At 34.5% G+C, this 23,457-nt stretch carries 24 protein-coding genes; 13 read left to right on the top strand and 11 right to left on the bottom strand.

What is annotated here, in order from left to right:
- Position 1 precedes the first annotated feature (1 nt).
- The 3 genes from rpsG to BW932_RS02430 form a co-directional block, all read right to left on the bottom strand.
- Positions 2–478, bottom strand: a complete 477-nt coding sequence (gene rpsG / locus BW932_RS02440) for a 30S ribosomal protein S7 (RefSeq protein ID WP_076385021.1) — start codon at positions 476–478, stop codon at positions 2–4.
- 25 nt (positions 479–503) lie between these two features.
- The gene (gene rpsL, locus BW932_RS02435) at positions 504–917 is read right to left on the bottom strand and encodes a 30S ribosomal protein S12 (protein WP_039349192.1); all 414 of its coding nucleotides are present in this window, start codon (positions 915–917) and stop codon (positions 504–506) included.
- Between the two features lie 102 nt (positions 918–1,019).
- The gene (locus BW932_RS02430; protein WP_076385019.1) at positions 1,020–2,393 is read right to left on the bottom strand and encodes a hypothetical protein; all 1,374 of its coding nucleotides are present in this window, start codon (positions 2,391–2,393) and stop codon (positions 1,020–1,022) included.
- 108 nt (positions 2,394–2,501) lie between these two features.
- Here BW932_RS02430 and BW932_RS02425 point away from each other — a divergent pair, with 108 nt between their 5' ends.
- From BW932_RS02425 to BW932_RS02400, 6 genes are all read left to right on the top strand, one after another.
- Positions 2,502–4,133, top strand: a complete 1,632-nt coding sequence (locus tag BW932_RS02425) for a T9SS type A sorting domain-containing protein (RefSeq protein ID WP_076385017.1) — start codon at positions 2,502–2,504, stop codon at positions 4,131–4,133.
- A gap of 90 nt (positions 4,134–4,223) precedes the next feature.
- Positions 4,224–5,402: a nicotinate phosphoribosyltransferase gene (pncB, locus tag BW932_RS02420; protein WP_076385015.1), complete on the top strand. Its 1,179-nt coding sequence runs from the start codon at positions 4,224–4,226 to the stop codon at positions 5,400–5,402.
- A gap of 311 nt (positions 5,403–5,713) precedes the next feature.
- Entirely contained in the window at positions 5,714–6,472 is a 759-nt protein-coding gene (locus tag BW932_RS02415; RefSeq protein WP_076385458.1) for a DUF5995 family protein, read from the top strand.
- Between the two features lie 49 nt (positions 6,473–6,521).
- Positions 6,522–7,430, top strand: a complete 909-nt coding sequence (locus tag BW932_RS02410) for a hypothetical protein (RefSeq protein WP_076385013.1) — start codon at positions 6,522–6,524, stop codon at positions 7,428–7,430.
- Positions 7,431–7,487: 57 nt separating this feature from the next.
- A complete protein-coding gene (locus BW932_RS02405; RefSeq protein ID WP_076385456.1) occupies positions 7,488–8,834 on the top strand; it encodes a DNA recombination protein RmuC in 1,347 nt (448 codons plus the stop codon).
- 20 nt (positions 8,835–8,854) lie between these two features.
- Entirely contained in the window at positions 8,855–9,625 is a 771-nt protein-coding gene (locus BW932_RS02400) for a TrmH family RNA methyltransferase (RefSeq protein WP_076385011.1), read from the top strand.
- Between the two features lie 75 nt (positions 9,626–9,700).
- On the opposite strand, the gene BW932_RS02395 is transcribed toward BW932_RS02400, so the two are convergent.
- Positions 9,701–10,042 carry a hypothetical protein gene (locus BW932_RS02395; RefSeq protein ID WP_076385454.1) on the bottom strand — a complete coding sequence of 114 codons (342 nt, stop codon included), beginning with the start codon at positions 10,040–10,042 and terminating at the stop codon, positions 9,701–9,703.
- A 181-nt stretch (positions 10,043–10,223) separates the two neighbouring features.
- Here BW932_RS02395 and BW932_RS02390 point away from each other — a divergent pair, with 181 nt between their 5' ends.
- Positions 10,224–11,393, top strand: coding sequence for a hypothetical protein (locus tag BW932_RS02390; RefSeq protein WP_076385009.1), 1,170 nt, complete (start codon positions 10,224–10,226; stop codon positions 11,391–11,393).
- Entirely contained in the window at positions 11,377–11,961 is a 585-nt protein-coding gene (locus tag BW932_RS02385) for a hypothetical protein (RefSeq protein WP_076385007.1), read from the top strand. Before BW932_RS02390 ends, BW932_RS02385 begins: the two co-directional genes overlap by 17 nt.
- Here the strand turns inward: BW932_RS02385 and BW932_RS02380 are convergent.
- From BW932_RS02380 to BW932_RS02350, 7 genes are all read right to left on the bottom strand, one after another.
- Positions 11,925–12,485 (bottom strand): 5-formyltetrahydrofolate cyclo-ligase, encoded by a 561-nt coding sequence (locus BW932_RS02380; protein WP_076385005.1) that lies wholly within the window; start codon positions 12,483–12,485, stop codon positions 11,925–11,927. The genes BW932_RS02385 and BW932_RS02380 overlap by 37 nt on opposite strands.
- A 2-nt stretch (positions 12,486–12,487) precedes the next feature.
- Positions 12,488–12,718 carry a ferredoxin gene (locus tag BW932_RS02375; RefSeq protein ID WP_076385004.1) on the bottom strand — a complete coding sequence of 77 codons (231 nt, stop codon included), beginning with the start codon at positions 12,716–12,718 and terminating at the stop codon, positions 12,488–12,490.
- A gap of 27 nt (positions 12,719–12,745) precedes the next feature.
- Entirely contained in the window at positions 12,746–13,993 is a 1,248-nt protein-coding gene (locus tag BW932_RS02370) for a peptidase U32 family protein (RefSeq protein ID WP_076385002.1), read from the bottom strand.
- Positions 13,993–15,348 (bottom strand): oxygen-dependent tRNA uridine(34) hydroxylase TrhO, encoded by a 1,356-nt coding sequence (gene trhO / locus BW932_RS02365; RefSeq protein WP_076385000.1) that lies wholly within the window; start codon positions 15,346–15,348, stop codon positions 13,993–13,995. The genes BW932_RS02370 and trhO overlap by 1 nt, the downstream gene beginning before the upstream one ends.
- Before the next feature lie 68 nt (positions 15,349–15,416).
- Entirely contained in the window at positions 15,417–16,799 is a 1,383-nt protein-coding gene (locus BW932_RS02360) for a choice-of-anchor tandem repeat GloVer-containing protein (RefSeq protein WP_159436414.1), read from the bottom strand.
- Between the two features lie 40 nt (positions 16,800–16,839).
- On the bottom strand, positions 16,840–18,000 hold the full coding sequence (locus tag BW932_RS02355) for a GlmU family protein (RefSeq protein WP_076384996.1): 1,161 nt from the start codon (positions 17,998–18,000) through the stop codon (positions 16,840–16,842).
- A 380-nt stretch (positions 18,001–18,380) separates the two neighbouring features.
- Positions 18,381–18,632 carry a type B 50S ribosomal protein L31 gene (locus BW932_RS02350; RefSeq protein WP_076384994.1) on the bottom strand — a complete coding sequence of 84 codons (252 nt, stop codon included), beginning with the start codon at positions 18,630–18,632 and terminating at the stop codon, positions 18,381–18,383.
- A gap of 185 nt (positions 18,633–18,817) precedes the next feature.
- Between BW932_RS02350 and BW932_RS02345 the strand changes: the two genes are divergently transcribed.
- From BW932_RS02345 to BW932_RS02325, 5 genes are all read left to right on the top strand, one after another.
- Positions 18,818–20,194: a hypothetical protein gene (locus BW932_RS02345; RefSeq protein WP_076384992.1), complete on the top strand. Its 1,377-nt coding sequence runs from the start codon at positions 18,818–18,820 to the stop codon at positions 20,192–20,194.
- Between the two features lie 96 nt (positions 20,195–20,290).
- A complete protein-coding gene (locus BW932_RS02340) occupies positions 20,291–20,617 on the top strand; it encodes a nucleotide pyrophosphohydrolase (protein WP_076384990.1) in 327 nt (108 codons plus the stop codon).
- Positions 20,618–20,632: 15 nt separating this feature from the next.
- Complete coding sequence (locus tag BW932_RS02335; RefSeq protein ID WP_076384988.1) at positions 20,633–21,868, top strand: 3-phosphoshikimate 1-carboxyvinyltransferase; 1,236 nt, start codon at positions 20,633–20,635, stop codon at positions 21,866–21,868.
- Positions 21,869–21,870: 2 nt separating this feature from the next.
- Positions 21,871–22,659 carry an SDR family oxidoreductase gene (locus BW932_RS02330; RefSeq protein ID WP_076384986.1) on the top strand — a complete coding sequence of 263 codons (789 nt, stop codon included), beginning with the start codon at positions 21,871–21,873 and terminating at the stop codon, positions 22,657–22,659.
- Between the two features lie 107 nt (positions 22,660–22,766).
- The gene (locus BW932_RS02325) at positions 22,767–23,444 is read left to right on the top strand and encodes a hypothetical protein (RefSeq protein ID WP_143745489.1); all 678 of its coding nucleotides are present in this window, start codon (positions 22,767–22,769) and stop codon (positions 23,442–23,444) included.
- The last annotated feature ends 13 nt before the right edge of the window (positions 23,445–23,457 follow it).

The following is a 23,457-nucleotide window of genomic DNA, read 5'->3' as shown; positions in this document are numbered from 1 at the left end:
ATTAGAATTTAAAGTGTGAAAATGCTTTGTTCGCTTCAGCCATTCTGTGAGTGTCTGTTTTCTTCTTGTACGCAGCACCTTCTTCTTTTGCAGCAGCGATAACTTCAGAAGCTAATTTCTGCGCCATCGATTTATCGTTTCTTGCTGTAGAATATTTGATTAACCATTTCATTGCCATAGAAATTTTTCTATCAGCTCTAATTGGCATAGGAATTTGGAAGTTTGCACCACCGATTCTGCGTGAACGTACTTCTACGTGCGGCATTACGTTAGTTAAAGCATCTTTCCAGATTTCCAATGAATCTTTTTCGTTTTCTCCTTTTTTTGCTTCTACGATATCCATTGCATCATAGAATATTTTGAATGCGATTGATTTTTTACCATCAAACATCAAATTGTTTACAAATCTTGTTACCAGTTGATCATTAAATTTTGGATCGGGTAACAACGGTCTTTTTTTCGCTTTTGTCTTTCTCATTGTTTCGTTTCTTAAAAATTAATGATTACTTTTTCTTACCTTTTGCTGGTGCTGCAGCAGCTTGACCTGGTTTTGGTCTTTTAGCTCCATACTTAGATCTTCTTTGAGTTCTTCCAGCTACACCTGCGGTGTCCAAAGCTCCACGAACAATGTGATAACGTACTCCCGGTAGGTCTTTCACCCTTCCTCCGCGTACCAATACTATCGAGTGCTCTTGAAGATTATGTCCTTCGCCCGGGATATAGGCGTTGATCTCTTTACCGTTTGAAAGTCTTACCCTTGCAACTTTTCTAAGTGCAGAGTTAGGTTTCTTAGGAGTAGTTGTATATACTCTTGTACATACACCTCGTCTTTGTGGACATGAATCAAGGGCAGCCGATTTACTCTTCTTGGTAAGTGCGACTCTTCCTTTTCTAACTAATTGTTGAATAGTAGGCATTAAATTGCTTTTTATTTTAGGGTGCAAAAATAGGAATAATTTTTAAACCTACAATCATAAATATTTAATTAATAAAAAATTGCAGCATTCAGCGAGAGAAATTTATTTCAAAATTATTTCGGAAGTGTACAAAACCTGACTCTTATCTTTAATGGTGTCGTACTTTAACCATTTGATCTGAGGATTAATTGTTCCCGCTATAGAATGTTTAACATCACCTTTTTGATTGCTGGTGTGTTTATATTGAAACGTTTTCTTGATAATCGGAACATGATAAGTAGTGAGTGATTCTTCCCCTCCTCTTTCGTTATTATATAAATATTTTTTATGGCTGAATTTTGGCATCTGAACTTCAATCTGTTTTCTATTATTAAAATAATTTGAAGGCATTTTTAAACTATAACCTGTTAAAAACAACAGAAAAAAACATCCTAATCTAAATATAAAGCGATCAGATTTTAAATCTTTAAAATAAATAATTAAAAAGGAGAAAAACAAACAGAAATTCGCAGCAGCAAGCATTCTTACATTCATTTCTTCAATTTGCTGAAAATAGCCAGAAATGAACAAAGCAATCGCATAAACACCCGATACAACCCAAATTAAACGATGAAAATCAAAATTAATAACATTTTTTTTCTTTCGAACTAATTTAATAAAATACCGAAGCAACATTAAATCAACCAACATTAAACAAACTTGGAAGGCAATACTTACGACACTGTTGGAAGCAGGTTTTATCGCAATGAAAGGATCCACAACGTTAATCACTCCAAGAACATCGCGTAAAATATAGACCGCATAATATTGAGCAGGAGCACCACGAAGATTTTCTCCCGTGAAACTACCATATATATATTGATTAAAAATTAAATAAGCCAAAATCCCAGATCCGCTAAATAATAGCACTTTAAAAAAATCCCTATTTAAAGGAGTAAATTTATTTTTCAAAAACATTATCATCCAAAAAACTCCAAATCCAAGAAATATATAAATCCCGGAATAGCGTACAGAAAAAAGAAGAATAAATAATAAGGAAGCAAAAATTATAAAAAACTTTGACTTAATCTGATTCTGAAATCTTTGATGAAATAAATAGATCAAAAAATAGAGTATAAAAACAAATAAACCTTCGGAAGCAGCCCAGTTCAATGCAAAAAATAGCGTTTTACCCCCAAAGAGCAGAACCGTTTCTTTAAAATAAAATTTTCTGAAATAGGAAAATAGCAAGATAGTGATGACCATCGAAATATTGAGCATTTTCGAAGACCAGAAATAATCACCAAAAATCTTGTGAAAAAATTCAATCACTACCGGAAAACCCAACGGAAAAAGATTCGTCTCCAATCCCGGCAAATCTGAAGCGATCCCAAAATAGGAAAGACTGTCTGCGCCGATTCCGCCGGTCGCATTATAGAATGATTGAAAAAAATAAATTAAAACAATTGCAATCGATAAGAAAACATACTTCTTCATAAATAGCTATAAATTTTGGCCTTCGTTTCGCAAATATGCGAATTTTAAAAGTTTTATTTCAAATACCAACTTTTAATATATATTTGTATCTCAAAAAAACACCATTTAGTGAAGAAATTTTTATTCCTTTTATTGATTTCGCAACTCTTTTTTTCGCAGCAATACAGTATTCCGTTTGCAGAAAGAGCCGCGCTGGTTAACCTGTATGCCACAACTTCCGGGGAACAGTGGAGCCAAACTTGGGACCTAGACAAGGATCCTAAATTCTGGTATGGTATCAAAATAAAAAATGGCAACGTTATCGAAATCAACCTTCGCGGAAACGCTTTGAAAGGCAATTTCCCCACTTTATTATCCTCATTGCCAAAACTACAAAAACTCGATTTGAGTTCCAACCAATTGGTTGGCGAAGTGCCGTCTTCTCTTTCTTCAAACACCAATTTGGTGCGGTTAGATATTAGCAATAACCGATTAACAGGCGATCCTGCGAATACCATTTTACCCCTTTTTAATTTAAAAGAAATTTCCCTCGGAAATAATCAATTTGTTTTTTCTGATATCGATAATTTGTTGCAATATTTTCCAGCGCTGCAAGTTTTAGATTTATCCCATATTGGCTTAAACGCTGTTCCACAAAAGATTTCAACATTAACAAATTTAAAAGTTCTCAATTTAAGCAACAATACAATTTCCCAGAATTTCAGCAATTTATCAACACTGATTAATTTATCTGAATTGAATTTATCGGGAAATCAACTGACCAAAATTCCTACCGAACTTTCGAGCTTAACCGCGCTCACTGCTTTGAACGTAAGTCACAATCTTTTTTCTACCAATTATTCCTCTACCCTTGCAAATCTGAAAAATCTGGAGTGGCTTTCCTTGGCTTCCAATCAAATTGCAAGTTTCCCCACAGAATTATCGCAACTCAACAAATTGGTTCATCTTAATTTTTCCGATAATCAAATCTCCGGAGGTTTTGAATCTTTATTGGTTTTAAAAAACCTTGAGCAAATTTATCTCGATAAAAATTTAATCGTCGGAAATTTCCCAAGCCAATTGCTTCAACTGAATCAATTACAAATGATTTCTTTGATTGGCAACCAACTTTCGGGGGAAATTCCAGAAACAATTCCGGCATTAACTTTTCTGGATAACAACAGATTTTCTAGGCAGGATATCAAAAACTTTATCCTTAAAAATAAAGCAATGGCAGATTTCACTTATTCGCCGCAGCGATATGATGAAATAAAAACAATAAATGCTTCTATTGGGAGCACGGTTTCCTTGCCACAATCGCTTTCTGGGGATGAATATCAGTTCACTTGGTTCAAAAACCTGAGTGAAAAAACCACCGCCACGACAGAAAATTACAACATCAACAGTGTACAAGACGATGATTATGCAACCTATACTTGTGAAGCATACACGTTTGAACAACTACCAAAAGAGTTAATGGAGATTTCTTTTTACCGCGAACCGGTCACTTTGGTAAAGGAATTAGCGACTGATGAAGTACAGAGTGGTTTGGTCGTATATCCGAATCCAGCCACCGATTTCATTCACATTAAAACTACGAAACGCGACATCGAAAAAGTATTTGTTTTCGATCTTGCCGGGAAATTGATTATGACAGAATACAAAAAAGACATCAACATCAGTCATTTGCCTTCTGCCAATTATATTATTTCGATTAAAACTTCAGACGGCATTCAATCTTTTAAATTTATTAAGAAATAAATGCTATCCGAAAACATTCTATTAAAAAATCGTCTTTCTAAGGCGATTTTTGTTTTGAATTTCTAAATTTGCTGAAACATATTTTTCCCAATGAGTGAAGTTCGCTTAAAATCAATTCTCGATAACGATTTCTACAAAATCACCATGCAAAATGCCGTGGTGAAATTATTTCCCAACGAAAAAGTAAAATACCAATTTATCAATCGCGGAAAACACTATTTCCCAGAGAATTTTGCCCTCGAATTACGGAAAGCGATCAACGCAATGGCTGAATTAAAACTCACCAAAGACGAAAAAGAATTCCTCCGCATCACTTGTCCGTACCTGGATTTGCCTTACCTCGATTTTCTTGGCGGTTATCATTACGATCCTTCTGAAGTGAAAATCATTCAAACAGAAAACGACCTAGAAGTGACAGTTGAAGGTGAATGGTACCGCACGATTTTGTGGGAAGTTCCCATTCTGGCGCTCATTTCGGAACTCTATTATGAAATGAATGAACTGGAAAGAAACTCCAACGATTTTGTCATCGAAAACACCATCAAAAAAGCAGACCGACTCAATAATTTGGGCGTCACTTTCGCAGAATTTGGCACCCGAAGAAGACATTCTTATAAAGTGCAAGATGTGGTTTTAGATGCCTTAATCAGAAACAAATCCAGCAAATTTATCGGTTCTTCCAACGTACATTTTGCCATGAAATATGGCGTAAAACCCATCGGAACGCATGCTCACGAATGGTTTATGTTTCATGCCGCAGAATACGGATTCAAAATGGCAAACGCACTTTCCCTGGAACATTGGGTGGATGTTTACCGCGGCGATTTGGGAGTGGCGCTTTCCGACACTTACACCACAGAAGTTTTCTTTCAGCAATTCGATAAGAAATTTGCAAAACTCTTTGATGGCGTTCGTCACGACAGCGGTGATCCCATCGAATTTGCGAACAAAACCATCGCGCATTATGTGAAAAACGGCATCGATCCACTTTTTAAGTATATCATTTTTTCCGATGGTTTGAATTTAGAAAAAGTAGAAGAAATTACCCACGCTTGCAAAGGAAGAATCGGGATTTCTTTCGGAATTGGCACCAATTTGACCAATGATGTCGGTGTACAACCCATGAATATCGTGATGAAATTAATTGGCGTGCAAGCAAATAACGGCGATTGGATCCCGACGGTAAAACTCTCCGACGAACACGGAAAATATACCGGTGATCCAAAAATGATTGAATTGGCAAAAGAATTTTTGAGGATTAAGGAGTAATTTTTTCAGAAGCTTATTGACTTTGTCGAATAGCGGTTCTGCATTTTTTACTTGAAGCTATTTCCCGCTGTCCGCTATATCTTTTTTGTCATTGCGCACCAAGAGACGGAAACATAACAAAATTTCGCACGCGCAATAACAAAAAAGGATGCCGCTGCCATCGGGGCTAGAAACCAGTTTATATAAAGAAGAGGTTCCTCCCAAAAAAAACCTAGCGTACTCTTGACCAAAACCACGGGTGCTTTTTAGGATAATCAACGCAGGAAATTAAAAAATAGTCGCCATCTTACATTCAATAAAAAATGAAAAACATGAAAACAATCGAAGAAGTTATTCAAAAATTAGACGAAATAATTGCGTGGAGCATTGCCAACAAAAGTCCCATCGGATATTTTGCCTGCACGTACAAAAGCATGACTTTAGCCGTTTTAGAAGGCATCAAAAAGAAAAAATTTGAAGACGGAAAAAGAATGGTAACCTTAGATCTCGCCTTCGCAAACCGCTATTTCGAAGCGTTAGAAAATTATCAGAACAATAAGAAATGCAGCAACGCTTGGTTTACTGCCTTCGAAGCTGCAAAAAACAAAGATTTACTCATCATGCAGCATATTATTCTCGGTATAAATGCGCACATCAATTTAGATTTGGGTGTTTCCGCTGCAGCAATCATGCCCTACAGAAAAGTAAATCTTCTACAAAATGATTTTAATAAAATCAATGAAGTCATCGCTTCCATCAATCAAAAAGTTCAGGATTCTCTGAGCAAAATTTGCTATCCTATCGAACTCGTCGATCAAATTTCTAATGGTCAAGACAACGTGATATTAGATTTTGCCATTTCAAAAGCGCGGCAAACTTCATGGGCGACAGCAATAATTTTGTCAAATTCTATCAATTTTATTCGACCTTCTTTAGTCAATATGGTCGATAACGCAGCGACTTTAATTGCGAGAAACATCATCATTTCTACCAAAACGCCGCCACAACTTCTGAAGAAAATGAAATCTTTTGAAAGTAGAGATGTGGTAAAAAATATTCAGATTCTGGCTTTCAAAGAAAATCAGTCATAATAATTTACTTTATAGTAAAGATTTTAATAATTTAAAAAAAAATTAAATCATGAAAAAAATTCTACTTATTTTATCAATGTCTACATTTTTGAATTTATTTTCGCAAGAATACACCCCACTTTTAAAGGAAGGAAATATTTGGCACATCATTTTTTATGATACCAATTATGATCAATGTTTATTCTTAGCAGGAAATTCTTCGTATAGATATAAAATTGATGGCGAAGCCACAATAAATGGTAAAAATTATAAAAGAATAATTACTGAATTTGCATTTGGCAATCCTACTCCAATAAGATTTTGTGGTGATACCTTGCAAGGAAATTTAGCTGCATTATTAAGAGAAGATATTGCAGAAAGGAAAGTTTATCGTTATCATTCAACTACAAATACTGAAACCCTTTTGTATGATTTTTCTGTACAAGTTAATGATCCCGTTCCTGTTGATTCATTTGATGCAAAATATTGTGGATGCGATAGAATGGTAAAATCAGTTGGTTTTGGCAATGTTTTTAATACTAATGTGAAATATTTTGAAGCAGTAAGCTTAACTGATGTTTCGAATTATGGATTCATTTATGAAGGAATTGGAAGTTTTAGTGGATTATTAGAAGAACCTAATAAACTAAATTTATCATATGGAAATAGAATGAATTGTTTTGAAAACACTTCTGGTGTTTCTTGCAATAACCAGCTCGTTTTGGGAACTTCGGAAAACACTGTTGCAAAAAATATAAACTTATACTATTCCAAAGAACATCAAAATTTCAAAATTTTAGGAGAATCTTCAGACGATTGTACAGTTGAATTTTACGAAGCTTCTGGAAAGCTGACAGAAGAGATTAAAACCAAAGGAAATCAAAATTTTGTTCTGAAAAATAACGTAAAAAGTAAAATTCTTTTCTATATCATCACATACCAAAATCATTCTTGGAAAGGTAAAATTTTGATTCCTTAAAATTAAAAATTCAATCTCACTTCCGGAGGATTCTTTTTGTATTTTTGAAATATGGAAATGACCTCTCTTTTATCTGGAATTATTCTCGGAGCAGTTCTTGGCGCTGTTCTCCTCTATTTTATTTTAAAATCTTCGAATGTTTCAAGACAATCATTTGAGGAACTCCACCATCAATACATCCGTTTAAATTCCGATTTGGAAAATTCTCATTTAAAAACCACTGAATTAGTTTCCCTTAATTCTAATTTAAATGAAGAAATCAAAAAATTGCAAGAGGAAAAACAAGATCTAATTTCGATTAAATCTCAACTTTCTGCACAGAATGAAAATCTTCATATCCTCTTAAGCAATCAAAAGGAAGAAATTTCAAAAATGCAGGATTTAGCTAAAATTGAATTTCAAAACTTAGCTCAAAAAATTCTGGAGGAAAAAACAGAAAAGTTCACGGCTTTAAATCAATCTCAACTCAAAAACATTCTGGAACCACTTGGCGAAAATCTCGAAATTTTCAAGAAACGCGTGAATGAAGTGTATGAAAATGAAGCGCGCGAAAGATTTTCTCTAAATTCAACCATCAAATTAATGATGGAACAAACCACGAAAATCAGTCAGGAAGCCAATAATTTAGCAACAGCACTGAAAGGACAAACGAAAACTCAAGGCGATTGGGGCGAGATGATTTTGGAAAGAATTTTAGAAGATTCTGGCTTGACAAAAGACCGCGAATATTTTTCACAATACACCATTAAAAACGAAAACGGCGAAAATCAACGTCCCGATTTTGTCCTGAAACTTCCAGGAAACCAGTTGGTCATTATCGATTCAAAAGTTTCACTAAATGCTTACGAACGAATGGTTTCCGCGGAAACAGAGGAAGAAAGAAAGCAAAACTTAAGTCTTCATATTGCTGCCGTAAGAAAACATATTGACTCGCTCTCTCAAAAAAAATACGATGATTTAAAAGAATCGTTAGATTTTACGATCATGTTTATACCAGTGGAACCTGCATTTCTCACAGCAGTCCAATTTGATTCGCAACTTTGGAACTACGCGTATCATAAACATATTATTTTGTTGAGTCCAACCAATTTGATTGCCTACCTAAAATTAATTTCAGATGTTTGGAAGCGCGCCGATCATAACCAAAATGCTTTAGAAATCGCAGAAAGAGGCGGCAAAATGTACGATAAGTTTGTAAGCTTTGTAGAAAATCTAGAAAAAGTGGGGAAAAATATCGATCAGGCAAAGAATTCCTACAATGATGCCTTCAAACAGTTAACAACAGGAAATGATAATTTGGTCACGCAAACCCAAAAACTCAAACAATTAGGCGCAAAAAACCGCAAAAACATACCTTCAACATTAATCGAAAACACTGAAAATCAAATAGATTTCAGTGAATAGAATTTTTCTAAATTTGCACCATGTTAATTGAAAGCACGAACAACGAAAAAATAAAAAATCTAAGCCGACTACTTACCGACAATCGGTTTAGGAAAAATTCAGGAATTTTTGCTGTGGAAGGAAAGCAAGAAAATCAGCGCGCCATCAACTTCGGACAAGAAGCTGAGGAATTTTTTATTTGCGAAAGTATTTTCGATGAAGATTTCCCAAAAGGAAAAATCACATTGGTCTCGGAAAAAGTTTACCAAAAACTCGCTTACCGCGGAACTTCAGAAGGAATTATTGGCGTTTACAAAACAAAAGGAAATGATCTTTCTGATTTCAAACCAAAAGAAAACGCTTCCATAATAGTGGTAGAAAGCATCGAGAAACCAGGGAATTTAGGAGCAATCCTCAGAAGTTGCGAAGCTTTCGGAATTGATGCTTTAATTATTGCTGATCCAAAAGCAGATTTCTATAATCCAAACGTGATTCGTTCCAGCGTCGGTTGTTTATTTGGGATGAACATTTTCACCTCAAACAATGAAAAATTATTTGAATTTCTACAAAATCATGATTTTAATATATTCACCACTTTGATGGATGAAAGCGCAGAAGATCTCTATAAAAAAGATTTTACTCAAAAATCTGCTTTACTTTTCGGCACGGAACATTCCGGCCTAAGTGATTTTTGGATAGGAAAAGGGAAAAACACTTTGATTCCAATGGGTGGAAGTATAGATTCCTTAAACTTAAGTAATGCCGTCGCAATCAGTTGTTATGAAATGCTGAGACAGAAACGAGAGAAATAATATTGAATAGTAATAAACAAAAAAAAACCGCTTCTCGAGAGAAACGGTTAATCTTTTGATAAAAGTAGTTGCTAATTATTTCTTAACAGCGTCTTTTACAGCATCTTTAGCGTCGCTAGCAGCACCTTTAGCAGCATCAGCAGCACCTTTAGCAGCATCAGCAGCACCAGCAGCAGCATCTTTAGCAGCATCAGCAGCAGCACCTGTAGTAGCAGAAGCAGCATCTTTAGCAGCATCAACAGTTACAGCAGCAGCAGAATCAACAACAGTAGCAGCAGAATCAGCTACAACAGCAGCAGAATCAGTAGTTGCAACAGCAGCAGAATCAGCAGCGTTAGCAGTTTCTACAGTTTCAGTTTTTTTACAAGCTACAAGAGCTAAAGCAGCGAAAGCAGCTACGAATAATGACTTTTTCATAATAATTAAATTTAATTGTTTTGTTAATTTTAAATTTTGGTGTTCTCCATTTATCATTTCGAACGGGACAAAGGTATAGTGAGATTTAAATTTGTATTAGAAAATTAATTGTAATATATTTGTAAAATCAATTTACAAAATAACAATATTGATAATCAACGTTTTAAATAAATTATAGCCCTTGAGCGATTTAGATTTACTCCACTTTGAACAGCTAAAAAACGAGGTCCAAACTCAATATTTAGAAAACCACACCCCTTCCTTCGATGACATTTCGAAATGGAAAGGCATCGATATCATTTATTTCCAAGAAGACCTACGGAAAATTGCGAAGGGAAACATCAGCGAAAAATCATTTTACACGTATTTCAAAAACTCTCCTGTTACAAAACTACCTCGAATTGATATGCTCAACATTCTATGTGTGTATACGGGTTATGCCTCTTGGTATGATTTTAAAAAGAACCATCTTTTTGCCGATGAAATCCTAAAAGAACATGAAGATTTAGCAGACGCAGCACTTAAAAAGTTGGAGAACGAACAAGCAAATTCAGAAGTTTTCCCTATCACTCTTCAAGAACCGGAAAAAAACGATAAAAACCCATTAAATTACACCTTAGAAGTCGAGAAAATCGTTGATTTACAAAATAGCACATCTGATAATCAAACAATTATAGCAGAAAACCAAATTTTAAATCAAGGCAATCTCTCTAATTCGAAATCGACCATATCTCTTGTAAAAAAGTATTTGTGGTTAAGTATTTCGGCAATTTTGGCAATTTTGGTTGGATTATTAGGTTTTAAGGATGAACTTTTCAGTAAGAAATTCTATTACAGTTTTATTGATGCAGACCGCAATTCAAAAATCAATGCAGAATTACAGGTTCAAATTTTGAAAGAAAACGAATCTCCTATTCTATATGTCGCTAAACCCAACGAACCTTTTGTTTATACGACCAAATCAAAAACACTGAAAATGGTTGTTTCCTCACCGTATTACAAAACCGACACGATTCAAAGAAACCTGGAAAATGCACTGGAAGCAGAAAACATCGAATTAAAGCCGAATGATTATGCCATTATGCTTTTCTATTATTCGAAGTCGATCAAAGACTTGAAAAAGAAAAGGGTTACTTTAAACTACTTGATCAGCGATAACGCACTGATTTATCAGGTTTTCGACAACCAGTTTTATGGCGTAGAAACGATGGATAAGCAACGGTACATCAATCTTGTGACTTTACCCTCTACTTCATTAGAAAAGCTAGAAGTAATCGATACGCAAATCAACAAAGCCGGAAAAATAATAATGATTAAATTTAAAATCGGAACAGATGAAGAAAAAAAATAATTGGATCGCAATGCTTTTAGCCTTGTCTTTTCTGGTATTTTCCTGTACGAAAGAAAACAGCGAAATCTCCGACCTTCAAAAAGTTAGAAACAACAATAATGAAAAATCTTATCCGGTAACCAAAATGGACAGTGCGCAAGCAATTTCATTTATTACCAAACAAAAGATTCAAGAATTATTTGATCTATCTACGCTTTATACCTCCGGAAATCGGGATACAGAGATCGATTCGGTGATCTATGCACAAATGAAAAGTTACTTTGCAGAAACCGATTCGAGCAAACTAAAACCAATATTAAATCAGCTCGACAGTTTTAAAGTAAAAACTGCAAAAGTGGGAAACATAAGTGTCATAAAGGAAATCAAAGGACAAGACACTTTAGATTTCGCCAAATTCGAGGTGGAATATTTTGATAACAAAGAACGCTCAATTGGTAAGTTTGAAAAAAACGCCCAATATATTTTGAAGCTTTCTCCTGTGAAATTCAAAAAAGAATTTAAGTTTTACTTTGTTGATTTTGATGTAAAACCTCAGAAAGACAGTACTTCAACCGGAGTTACCAAATAATTCAGTGGAATATCTTTTTCCCAAACATCATCTATTTTTTCACGTGGTTGAAATAAACCAACTCCGACTTTAGAACAATTTGCATCAATATTTTCAAAAAATTGATCGTAAAAACCTTTTCCATAGCCAACTCTATTTCCGTTTTCATCGCAATATAACAAAGGCGTAATCACAAAATCGTATTCTGTTTCCCCAGAATCTAAATTGCTTTCTGGCTCCAGAATCCCGTAAAAGCTTTTGATGAAAGCTGTTTCCGGAGTTATTTCAACTGAAATCATTTTTCCTTTGGAAATTTTTGGCACAAAAACTCGTATTCGATTTTTGAAAAAATAGTCAATGAAAAACCGGGTATCAATTTCCTTTTTATCCAACATTGATAAGAAACAGTGTACTTTCTGACTTTCCTCTACCTTAAATTTCTCTAAAAAATTCAGAAAAATCTTTTCAGATAAAAACAAAACCTCATCTTGCGACAAGGTTTCTCGTTGTTTTGTATATTTAATTCTTAAATCAGATTTTTTCATTTCTAAATTAATTTAACCGAAATAATATTAACCGGACAAGCTTTCGCTGCTTTTTCACAAAGTTCTAATGCTTCGACATTTGGCGTTTTCAAAGTATAAAATCCTTTTTTGTCTACCGTTCTCAAAAGTACTGATTTTCCATCTTTCTTGGACATCCGAAAAAAATCCGGTGCAAATTCTGCACAATAATTACAACCGATACATTTTTCACGTTGAAGAGTTATGATGACCATTTTTTCCTAGTAATAAGTAAGAAGCAACTAATCTGCTGCTACAATTTTATACAATTTATCAGAAGGTCTAACTTTAAAATTTGTTTTAAAGGTAACCAAATCAGATTTTGTGGCTTTTTCTGCATCAGGTTTTTCATCGACTCTCATTGCTTCCAAAACCATTTCTTGCGAACCAGTTGTGGGACCTTGAATCAAAATGGTATCACCAATTGTTAAATCATACGCTTCGATTAAAAATTCTGCGATATTAGATTTTGAATAAAAAGTTCTTCCTTTTCCGATATACACTTTTTTCTGTGTTGCAGCAGAACCGTTTTCTGAAGACCACTCTCCTAATTCTTGTCCGAGATAATAACCACCCCAAAAACCTCTGTTATAAACAGTTTCCAGTTGTTTCATCCATTCTGCAACTTTTTCATCGTTATAAGTTCCATCTTCAATCGCATCAATTGCTTCGCGATAACATTTTGTAACGGTCGCAACATATTCTGGCGCTCTTCCTCGACCTTCAATTTTTAAAACTTTAACACCCGCATCTACGATTTGATCAAGAAAACTGATGGTGCACAAATCTTTTGGAGACATCATATATTCATTATCCAACTCGATTTCAAAACCGGTTTCCTGATCGATGACGGTATATTTTTTACGACAATTTTGTTTGCAAGCACCTCTGTTTGCAGAAGAATTCGCCGAATGTAAACTCAAATAACATTTCCCTGAAACTGCCATACAAAGCGCACCATGACCAAATATCTCAACTTCCACAAGATTTCCAGAAGGTCCTTTTACTTGCTCTTTAACAATTTGATCACAGATTTTCTTAATTTGAGACATGCTCAATTCCCGACTCATCACCATGGTATCAGCAAATAGCGCGTAGAATTTTACAGTTTCGATATTGGTAATATTAATTTGGGTAGAAATATGAACTTCCATACCGATTTGTCGCGCGTAAGAAATAACCGCTTGATCCATCGCAATTACCGCAGTTAAATTCGCAGCTTTTGCTTTATCTAAGAGTGTTTTGATCAAAGATAAATCATGATCATAGATAATCGTATTTAATGTAAGATATGTTCGAACTCCTTTTTCAGTGCATCTTCTGGAGATTTCTGGTAAATCATCTAACGTAAAATTCATGGAAGCTCTTGCTCTCATGTTCAACTGCTCTACTCCGAAATATATGGAATCTGCTCCGTTATCAATCGCTGCCTGCATCGCGGAAAAATCTCCTGCAGGAGACATTAATTCTATTTTTCCTGCTTTCGTCATTATCCTAAAATTTTATACAATTTATCAGACAAACGAATTCTAAAGGGAATTTCAAACGTAACTTGATCGCCTTCTTTTGCGGTATCACAATAAATTCCTTTTACAAAAATTTTAGAAATCGTAAATTCCTGTTCACCAGTTGTGGGACCCGAAATCAATACTTTATCACCAAGAGAAAGCTCATTATTTTCAATTAAAAACTGTGCGATCTTAGATTTGGTGTAGTAATGTTCCGCTTTTCCGATCAATACTTTTTTAATCGCAATTTTTTGACGGATATTTTTGGTTTCAGCTTTTGCTAAAGGTTGATTCGGTAATTCGCCAGAACTTTTAAACTTCAAAGCCTCGGATTTTCCTTTTCTGAAAACCTTATTACCAACTTCTTTTCCTTTTCTTAATTTCACCTGTTCCTCCAAAGGCAAATGATAAATGTCTAAACATTCCGTAGAACAGCAATTTTCCATGGACGTTTTGCAATCCTCACATTGAATAAACAACAAATGACACGCATCATTGGCACAATTCGTATGATTATCACAAGGTTTTCCACATTGATGACATTGCGAAACGATATCATCGGTAATTCTTTCTCCTAATCGATGATCGAAAACGAAATTTTTTCCAATGAACTTGCTTTCAATATTTTCTTCTTTGATTTGGCGCGTATATTCGATAATTCCGCCTTCTAACTGATATACATTTTTAAAACCTTGATGTTTAAAATAAGCGCTGGCTTTTTCACACCGGATTCCGCCTGTACAATACATCAAAAGGTTTTTATCTTCTTTGAAATCCTGTAATTGCTCGTTGATAATCGGCAAACTTTCCCGAAAAGTTTCCACATCGGGCGTTATCGCACCTTCGAAATGACCTACTTCACTTTCGTAATGATTTCTGAAATCGACTACAATGGTGTTTGGATCTTCCAATAAATTATTGAATTCTTGCGCTTTCAGGTGAATTCCTTTGTTGGTTACGTCGAATGTTTCGTCATTTAAACCATCGGCAACGATTTTATGTCGAACTTTTATGGTGAGTTTTAAAAAAGAATGGTCATCTTGTTCTACTGCGACATTTAATCTGATGCCTTTCATGAAATCATACGCATCAAGCGTTTTCCGAAAGTTTTCTAATTCATCTGCAGGAATACTCATTTGAGCGTTGATTCCTTCGTGGGCAACATAAATACGACCAAGAGCATCGAGTGCGTTCCAGGCTAAAAATAATTCGTCGCGAAATTTTTTGGGATCTAAGATTTTGGCGTACGCATAGAAAGACAAAGTGAGCCGTTGTTTCCCGGCTTCATCAATAAGTTTGGCTCTTTCTTTTGCGCTTAAAGTGTTATACAGTTGCATGCTATCAACGTTTTTAAGTGAGAAAAATAATGGTGCAAAGATAAGGATTTGCTATGTAAGAGTTGGGTTTACTCTTTAACAAATTTGCTGGAGGCTTTTTTTCCCCATTTTTCAGTTCCTACAATAAAATAAACACCTTTTTCGAGTTTGGAAACATCTGCTGATTTTCTTGTACCTGTGAATTGTTTTACTTTTTTTCCTGATGCATCTGCGATATTAATATTTGACAAATTTTCTGAAAAATAAAGAAGATCTCTTACGGGATTGGGATAAAACTTAATACGACTTTCTTCATTGCTATTGTCTACTGATAAATTCTGCATGGTAACCTCTATTAAATTACCAAAAGGATAAGATCCATTAACTCCGTCGAACTCAAATTCTTTCGTGTAAATTCCCGTCGATATATTAAAACTGAACAAAACTCCGAGATTATTTGCTCCACCAGATGAAGTCATACCATACAATAAACCATCCGCGGCCTGCATTAAATTACCATAAGAATTATATCCGTTCTGTAAATTTAAATCAGCTTTTTTTAAATAAATATTGCTTACAGGATCGTAGCTGTATAGAACGCCATTTCCATCGGCACCTCCAAATCTTGTCATTCCGTAAAATAAACCGTTGGAGGCCTGCATCAAACTGCCGTAAGGATTTTCTCCATTTTCTGCTTTAAAATCAATTTTCTTCGCAAAGGTATCGGTAACGGGGTTATAACTAAATATAACACCACCACCAAACAATCCGCCGTGAAAATTTGTTCCATAAAGCAAACCATCTGCTGCCAAAACTAAGCTACTTGAAGGATCATAACCCATAGATATTATGTTATCCGGATTAGGTTCAAAATTTACTTTTGTTGTGAAAATTTCAGTTGCCGGATCATAAGCAAACAGAGACCGATCGCTTGTTCCAAATAATAATCCGTTAGAAGCCTGAACTAAGCGGTCGCTTGATCTACTCGGTTGCGAATCAGTAAAATTGTATTTTTTAGAATAAGTTCCAGTTATTTCATTATAGCTGAAAAGAACACCTTTATTACTTGTCCCTCCAAAATTTGTCATTCCGTACATTAATGCATCTGTAGTTTGAATGAGACTTCCGTATGGATTAGAACCATTAACTGCATCAAAATTATATTTATTTTCGTAAACATTATTTGTAGGATCATAACCGAATAAACTGCCATTAACACTGTTAGCGCCGCCATAAAGCATACCATATAACTTTCCGATAGATGAACGCATTAAACTACCAAAAGGATATCCTCCAGTTGTATCATAATCAAAGTCAAATTTTTTGGTGAAAATTTTTGTTGTTGGGTTATAAATGAAAATAACGCCGCTATTTTTTGCCCCTCCGAAATTAGCCATTCCGTAAAGTACTTTAGTTTGAGCACTTACAAAACAAATCGAACAAAACATTAGGGTGAATAATAAACCTCTCATAATCCGTCTATTACTTATTAATTCTTGTTTTTGCATATTGTTAATAATTACCATAAATATATTTCAAAATATTTCTGTCAAGTTCTGTGAATTCAACTTTCCGTCTCGCCATCGCCAGTTCGGCAACTTCGTATGCTTTTTCGAGTTTGAATTTTTCATCGCCTTTCATTCCGCCCCAAGAAAAACTTTCAATTAAATTCGGGGGAAATCCAGATTTGAAAATATTGGCTGCAACTCCGACAACGGTTCCTGTGTTCAATTGAGTATTAATGGCAGTTTTGGAATGATCTCCCATAATTAATCCCGCAAATTGCAAACCGGTATCGATAAATCTTTTCTTCGTATAATTCCATAATTTTACAGAAGCATAATTATTTTTAAGGTTCGAAGAATTGGTATCTGCACCGATATTGCACCATTCTCCAATCACCGAATTTCCTACAAATCCATCATGACCTTTATTCGAATATCCAAAAATCACAATATTATTCACTTCACCACCGACTTTGCAATGAGGACCAATGGTGGTTGCACCATAAATTTTCGCACCGAGATTAAATTTAGATTCTTCGCAAAGCACGATCGGACCACGAAGGTTGCAACCTTCCATCACTTCGGCATTTTTGCCGATGTAAATTTTTCCAGTTTTCGTATTTAAAGTAGAGAATTCGATACTTGCTCCTTCTTCAATAAATAAATCTTGTGCTTCACCTAAAAAACCATTTGTTCCGGAAAGTTCGGCGGAATTTCTTCCCTTCGTCAATAATTCAAAGTCAAAATCAATTGCCTTTTCATTAAAGGAAAATAAATCTGTTGGTTGTTTGAACACGACAAGTTGCTCATGAACATCGGTCATTTTTTCAATCTGATGAAGAGAAAAACCCTTCATGTTGATTTTCGCAGCGAGCAGTTCGTTGTCGTAAACCAAAGCTTCACCTGGTTTCAAATCTTTGATTTGTTGCAAAACGGTTTCACTTGGCAAAAAATTCGGAACGATCAAAAGGCTTTCTTTATCTTCTGGTTTTCTAAATTTCTCTTGTAAATAATCTTCTGTGAGATAAGATACTTCAGAAATCGCGAGTAATTTCTGCCATCTTTCGGAGAATGTAAGAATTCCGCAACGCATTTCTGCAACGGGTCTGGTAAAAGTTAAAGGTAAAAAATCTTCCCAAAACTGGGCATCGGAAAAAACAAGTTGCATATTGTATAGACTAATAGATTAAAGACTTATAGATCATAGATTTCGAAAAATTTCTATCTCATTTTTCAGTACATGACAAAAAAAATAGTTATTTAAACCACAAAAGTTACAAAAGTTTTAAAATAAATAAATATCGTATTAAAGATAAAATAAGGTTTGAAACTGCCTTATTTTCACTTAAAAAAGAAAAATATATACTCTTCCTTTTGTGACTTTTATAGTTTTTTAAAAATTGTCATTTAACAAATTCAAAAATACAAATAAATTTTCTTTCACTTGGCTTTTCCAACTTGTTACTCTATTCTTTATCTGATGAATTAAATAAAAAAAGTCTTTCAGAAAACCTGAAAGACTTTAAATATTCATAAAAACCCGCTTAATTATTGTGCGAATTTTTTGTATTTGTTCATGAATTTGTCAACTCTACCTGCAGTATCAACCAATTTCACTTTTCCTGTATAGAAAGGGTGTGAAGTTGAAGAGATCTCCATTTTGATCAAAGGATACGTAGATCCTTCAAATTCGATGGTGTCTTTCGTGTCTGCAGTAGATTTGCAAAGAAACATTTCGTCGTTACTCATATCTTTGAAAACAACAAGTCTATAGTTTTCCGGGTGAATTCCGTTTTTCATAATAAAAATTTTAAATAAATTAGAGTCTTGCTTCAGAAAGTAGTAATGGATATTCCTCTGCTAAATTTTAGACCGCAAAAGTACAAATATTTTTTTAATCTCCAAACACCTGCACTGATAATTTTAAAATTTTTATGTTCAACAATTTTAATTAAATTTGAAACTTCTACCTATTTTATAAATCGATGAATAAATTTAAACTTTTACTTGGTGCTTCATTTTGGATTCTTCTAATGGCAGTAAGCTGTAACAGAGATGATATCAATTTTGAAAGTCCTACCCAACTCCTTCGTTTTTCGGCAGATACTGTTTTTTGCGACACGGTTTATAATCAGGTTCGCTCTGAAACCTATGCTGTAAAAATATACAACAACGAAGATAAAGACGTGATGATTCCGAAAATTTCGCTCGGAAGTGGAAATGCGTCTTTGTATAGAATCAACGTGGACGGAAAAGCCGGAACCGATTTTACGAATGTACCACTGCGAAAAAACGACAGTCTTTATATATTTGTAGAAATTGCACCTGTTGCAAATGCTCCTCAAGCGATTGCAGAAGATCAAATTAATGTTGAAACTCCTGCTGGAAAACAACATGTGACTTTATTTTCCGTAGTTCAGGACGCAGAATTTTATATCGAAAGCAAAACCAATCCAAACATTTTAACGAACAATACCAATTGGACCAACGAAAAAGCAAAAATTATTTTCGGTAATCTTACGCTGGATGCGGGTAAAAAATTAGATATTCAAAAAGGAACGAAAGTGTATTTCTTCAAGAACAGCGCTTTGAAAATTGGCAAAAATGCAGAATTGAATGTTAAAGGAGAACTCAATAATGAAGTTATATTTCGGGGCGATCGAAGCGAAACAAAGTACGATACGATTCCAAAAAACTGGCAAGGAATTTTTTTCGATGTTGGAGCTAAATTAGATATGAATTATGCGAGAGTTTTTGGTGGAACAAGAGGTTTGCAAATGATTGAAACCACTGCAGCCATTAAAAATTCGATTATTCATACCCATCAAGAATATGGAATTTACGCGGTGAAATCGAACATTACAGCTTCAAATTTAGTGATGAACAATTGCGGTGAAGCAGATTTAGGGATTTTCAAAGGCGGAACTTATAATATTACGCATTCCACATTGGCGAATTACTGGGATTTCAACACTGCACTTCCGAGTATAGGAATTTATGCAACGAATGAATATCAAAATAATGCAACATTAGAAAATGGTCCTTTAATTTTAAATGTCAAAAATTCTATTATTTACGGAAGCGCGGAAAACATGGTAGAATTGAAACCCATCAGTGGACAAACTTTTACAACAGATTTCAGCTATAATTTACTGAAATATGGAAGCAAAGCCAATTATGCGGCACCAAATTCCATTAAAAATCAGGATCCGAAATTTCAAAATTATTTTACTCAGAAACTGAATTTAAGAGTAAAAGCAGATTCTCCCGCAAAAGGAAAAGGCGTTTATTTATCGAGTTTCCCAACTGATATTGCCGGAGTTACACGAACAAATCCACCGACAATTGGCGCTTACCAATAATAATTAAAAACAACGAAATTACTTAGTATTAAAACCTTTAACTATTAAGTTCTAAAGGAAAATTCGCTTGATTTTTACCCTACTAAAATTTAAAAAATGGAAATTACAAAACTTCAAAACGAAGTTGATGAATGGATAAAAACAGTTGGCGTTCGTTATTTCAATGAACTCACAAATATGGCAATGTTGACGGAAGAAGTAGGCGAAGTTGCGCGAATTATTGCAAGAAGATACGGGGAACAAAGCGAAAAAGAATCCGACAAAACCAAAGATTTGGGTGAAGAATTAGCCGATGTTTTATTTGTAACATTATGTTTGGCGAATCAAACAGGGACGAATTTGCAAGAAGCTTTTGACAAAAAAATGAAGCTGAAAACAGATCGGGACCGAGATCGTCATCAAAATAACGAAAAGCTGAAATAAATTTTAAAAGAGTAAATGGTACTAGAAAAATCCAAATTAATTGGCAACAAAACCCTAGAAATCAGCGGTTCGAAAAGCATTTCGAATCGTTTGTTGATTTTGCAAAAACTTTTCGGAACTATCATTATTGAGAATCTTTCTAATTCTCAAGATTCGCAGCTTTTAGAAGCAGCTTTAGCCAATGATGCAGAAACGATCGACATTCATCACGCCGGAACTGCAATGCGTTTTCTGACTTCATACTACGCAATTCAGGAAGGAAAAACCCATATTTTAACCGGTTCTGACCGCATGAAACAGCGCCCAATCAAATTTTTGGTTGATGCGTTGCGGGATTTAGGAGCCGAGATTTCTTATCTAGAAAATGAAGGATTTCCGCCTTTAAAAATTACAGGAAAAAAATTAGAAAAAAGTTCTGTCACCATTCCAGCAAATATTTCGAGCCAGTTTATTTCCTCATTAATGTTGATTGGGGCAAAATTAGAAAACGGTTTGGAAATCCATTTAGAAGGAAAAGTAACTTCGCGACCGTACCTCGAAATGACTTTGAAAATTCTGAGAACGATCGGGATTTCTTATCGATGGGAAGAAAACAGCATTCAAATCTTTCCGGAAATCAAGAATACGCTTAAAAATTCTCATTCTATTCCTTTCGTCGTAGAAAGCGATTGGAGTTCTGCCTCCTATTTTTACTCCATCGCAGCGATTGCGCGTGACTCTATTAATTTGAAATATTTTAAACCGTATTCTTTGCAGGGCGATTCAGTTTTAAGAGAAATTTATTGGAAATATTTTGGCGTAAATACCATTTCTGAAGGTGCAGAATCACGAATTTCCCTTTTACCAGAAAAATATTTTAGTTTCCCCGAGAAAATTATTTTAAACATGAATGATTGTCCAGACATTGCACAAACACTTTGTGTAACAGCAACTGCGATGAATATTCCGTTTGAAATTACGGGCTTATCAACATTAAAAGTAAAAGAAACAGACCGCCTATTAGCTTTAAAAAACGAACTTTTTAAAATCGGTTGTATTGCAGAAATTACGGAAGATTCTATTGTTTCCCAGAAATTTTTCGAGCCTAATGAAACGATTTCTATCGAAACCTACAACGATCACAGAATGGCAATGAGTTTCGCCCCATTTTGTTTAATCAAAAGCTTAAACATTCAAAATGAAGAGGTTGTCGAAAAATCTTATCCTGCTTTTTGGGATGATTTTCACAAAATTTTAGATAAACTAGATTAAAAATGACGATTATCATTACAGGCAGTTCTACCGGAATTGGTTTTGCATTGGCCGAATTTTTCGGAAAAAAAGGACACCACGTTTTTGGATTAAGCAGAAAACCTGCAGATTCCGAATATTTCAAAACAATTCTGACCGACATTACCGATCATCATCAAATTCAAAACGCGATTTCAGAAATTCTAAAAACTGAAGAAAAAATCGACGTGCTCATTAATAATGCTGGAATGGGAATGGTTGGAGCCGTAGAAGATTCTACCCAGGAAGAAATCCTGAAATTGTTTAATCTAAATTTGGTTGGTTCCGTGCAAATGATGACGGCAGTTTTACCAACAATGCGGGAAAATAGATCAGGAAAAATCATCAATATTTCGAGTATCGGAAGTGAAATGGGATTGCCTTTTCGTGGATTTTATTCCGCTTCAAAATCGGCTTTAGATAAAGTGACGGAAGCAATTCGCTATGAAGTTTCACCTTGGAATATCGAAGTTTGTACTTTGCATTTGGGAGACATTAAAACAAATATTGCAGAAAATCGGGTGAAAACTAAAGTTTCAGAACCTTACCAAAAGACTTTTAATTCCGTTTATGAATTGATGAATTCGCACGTAAAAGAGGGTTTAGAACCGCTTGAAGTTGCAGCGTACATTGAGAAATTATTGGCAAAAAAAGTTTGGAAAGCTCATTTTTACTTAGGGAAATTCGGGCAAAAAATTGGAGTTCCTTTAAAATGGATTTTACCTCAAAATTGGTATGAAAATCTGATGAAGAAATACAACCATCTCGATTAAGATTAGGAATAAAATTCAAAAAAAAGCGTAAATTCGGCTCAGAAGTTGCCACTTCAATTAGGATTCTTCCCTTTTAAATGTATATTTACAAAAAACAATTAGAAAATATGAAATCAATTATAACAATTGCAATCACGCTTTTCACTGCAATTTCTATGAATGCTCAAGCCAATTTTTTTAATGAAGCCATTCGTTGGAACAAATTTATTGATCGGGTAAATTCACCAAAAGGACAACAATTAAACTATAGTGATATTGAAGGTGACGCCTATTTTGGCAAATATTTCATTACTGCAAATATTGAAAACGCAACAAGTTTGATCAAAACAAGATACAACATGTACACCGATACGGTTGAATTAATGAATGAACAAGATATTTTCGAGTTGCCAAAATCTCAAAAATACAGTCGAATTTCTTTTCTGAAACCAACATTGGTTTTAACTTATGTGACGACGGGAAATATTCCGATGGGATATTATTTCGAATTAGCGACGGGAAAATATACCTTATTGAAAAAAATGCAAGTTGAATTTCGAGAAGGTTCTCCTGCAGTCAATTCTTTTACGCCTGCAATCGCTCCAAAATTTGAAAATCTAAAACCGATCTATTATCTAAAATCAGATTCGGAAGTGATCAAATTAACGAAAAACGTGAAAGATTTAGCCAATGCAATACCTGATAAAAAAGAAGAAATCAACGATTTCGTGAAGAAAAACAACATCAAACTCAATCAAGATTTGGATTTGATCCGATTGGCGAATTTCATTAACGTTTCTAAATAGGAAAGTGATTTTT

The organism is Kaistella chaponensis (assembly GCF_900156725.1).
In the GTDB taxonomy this organism is placed as follows: Bacteria; Bacteroidota; Bacteroidia; order Flavobacteriales; family Weeksellaceae; genus Kaistella; species Kaistella chaponensis.
Note: the sequence above shows the minus strand (reverse complement) of the source record. Positions and strands in the feature narration are given on the sequence as shown.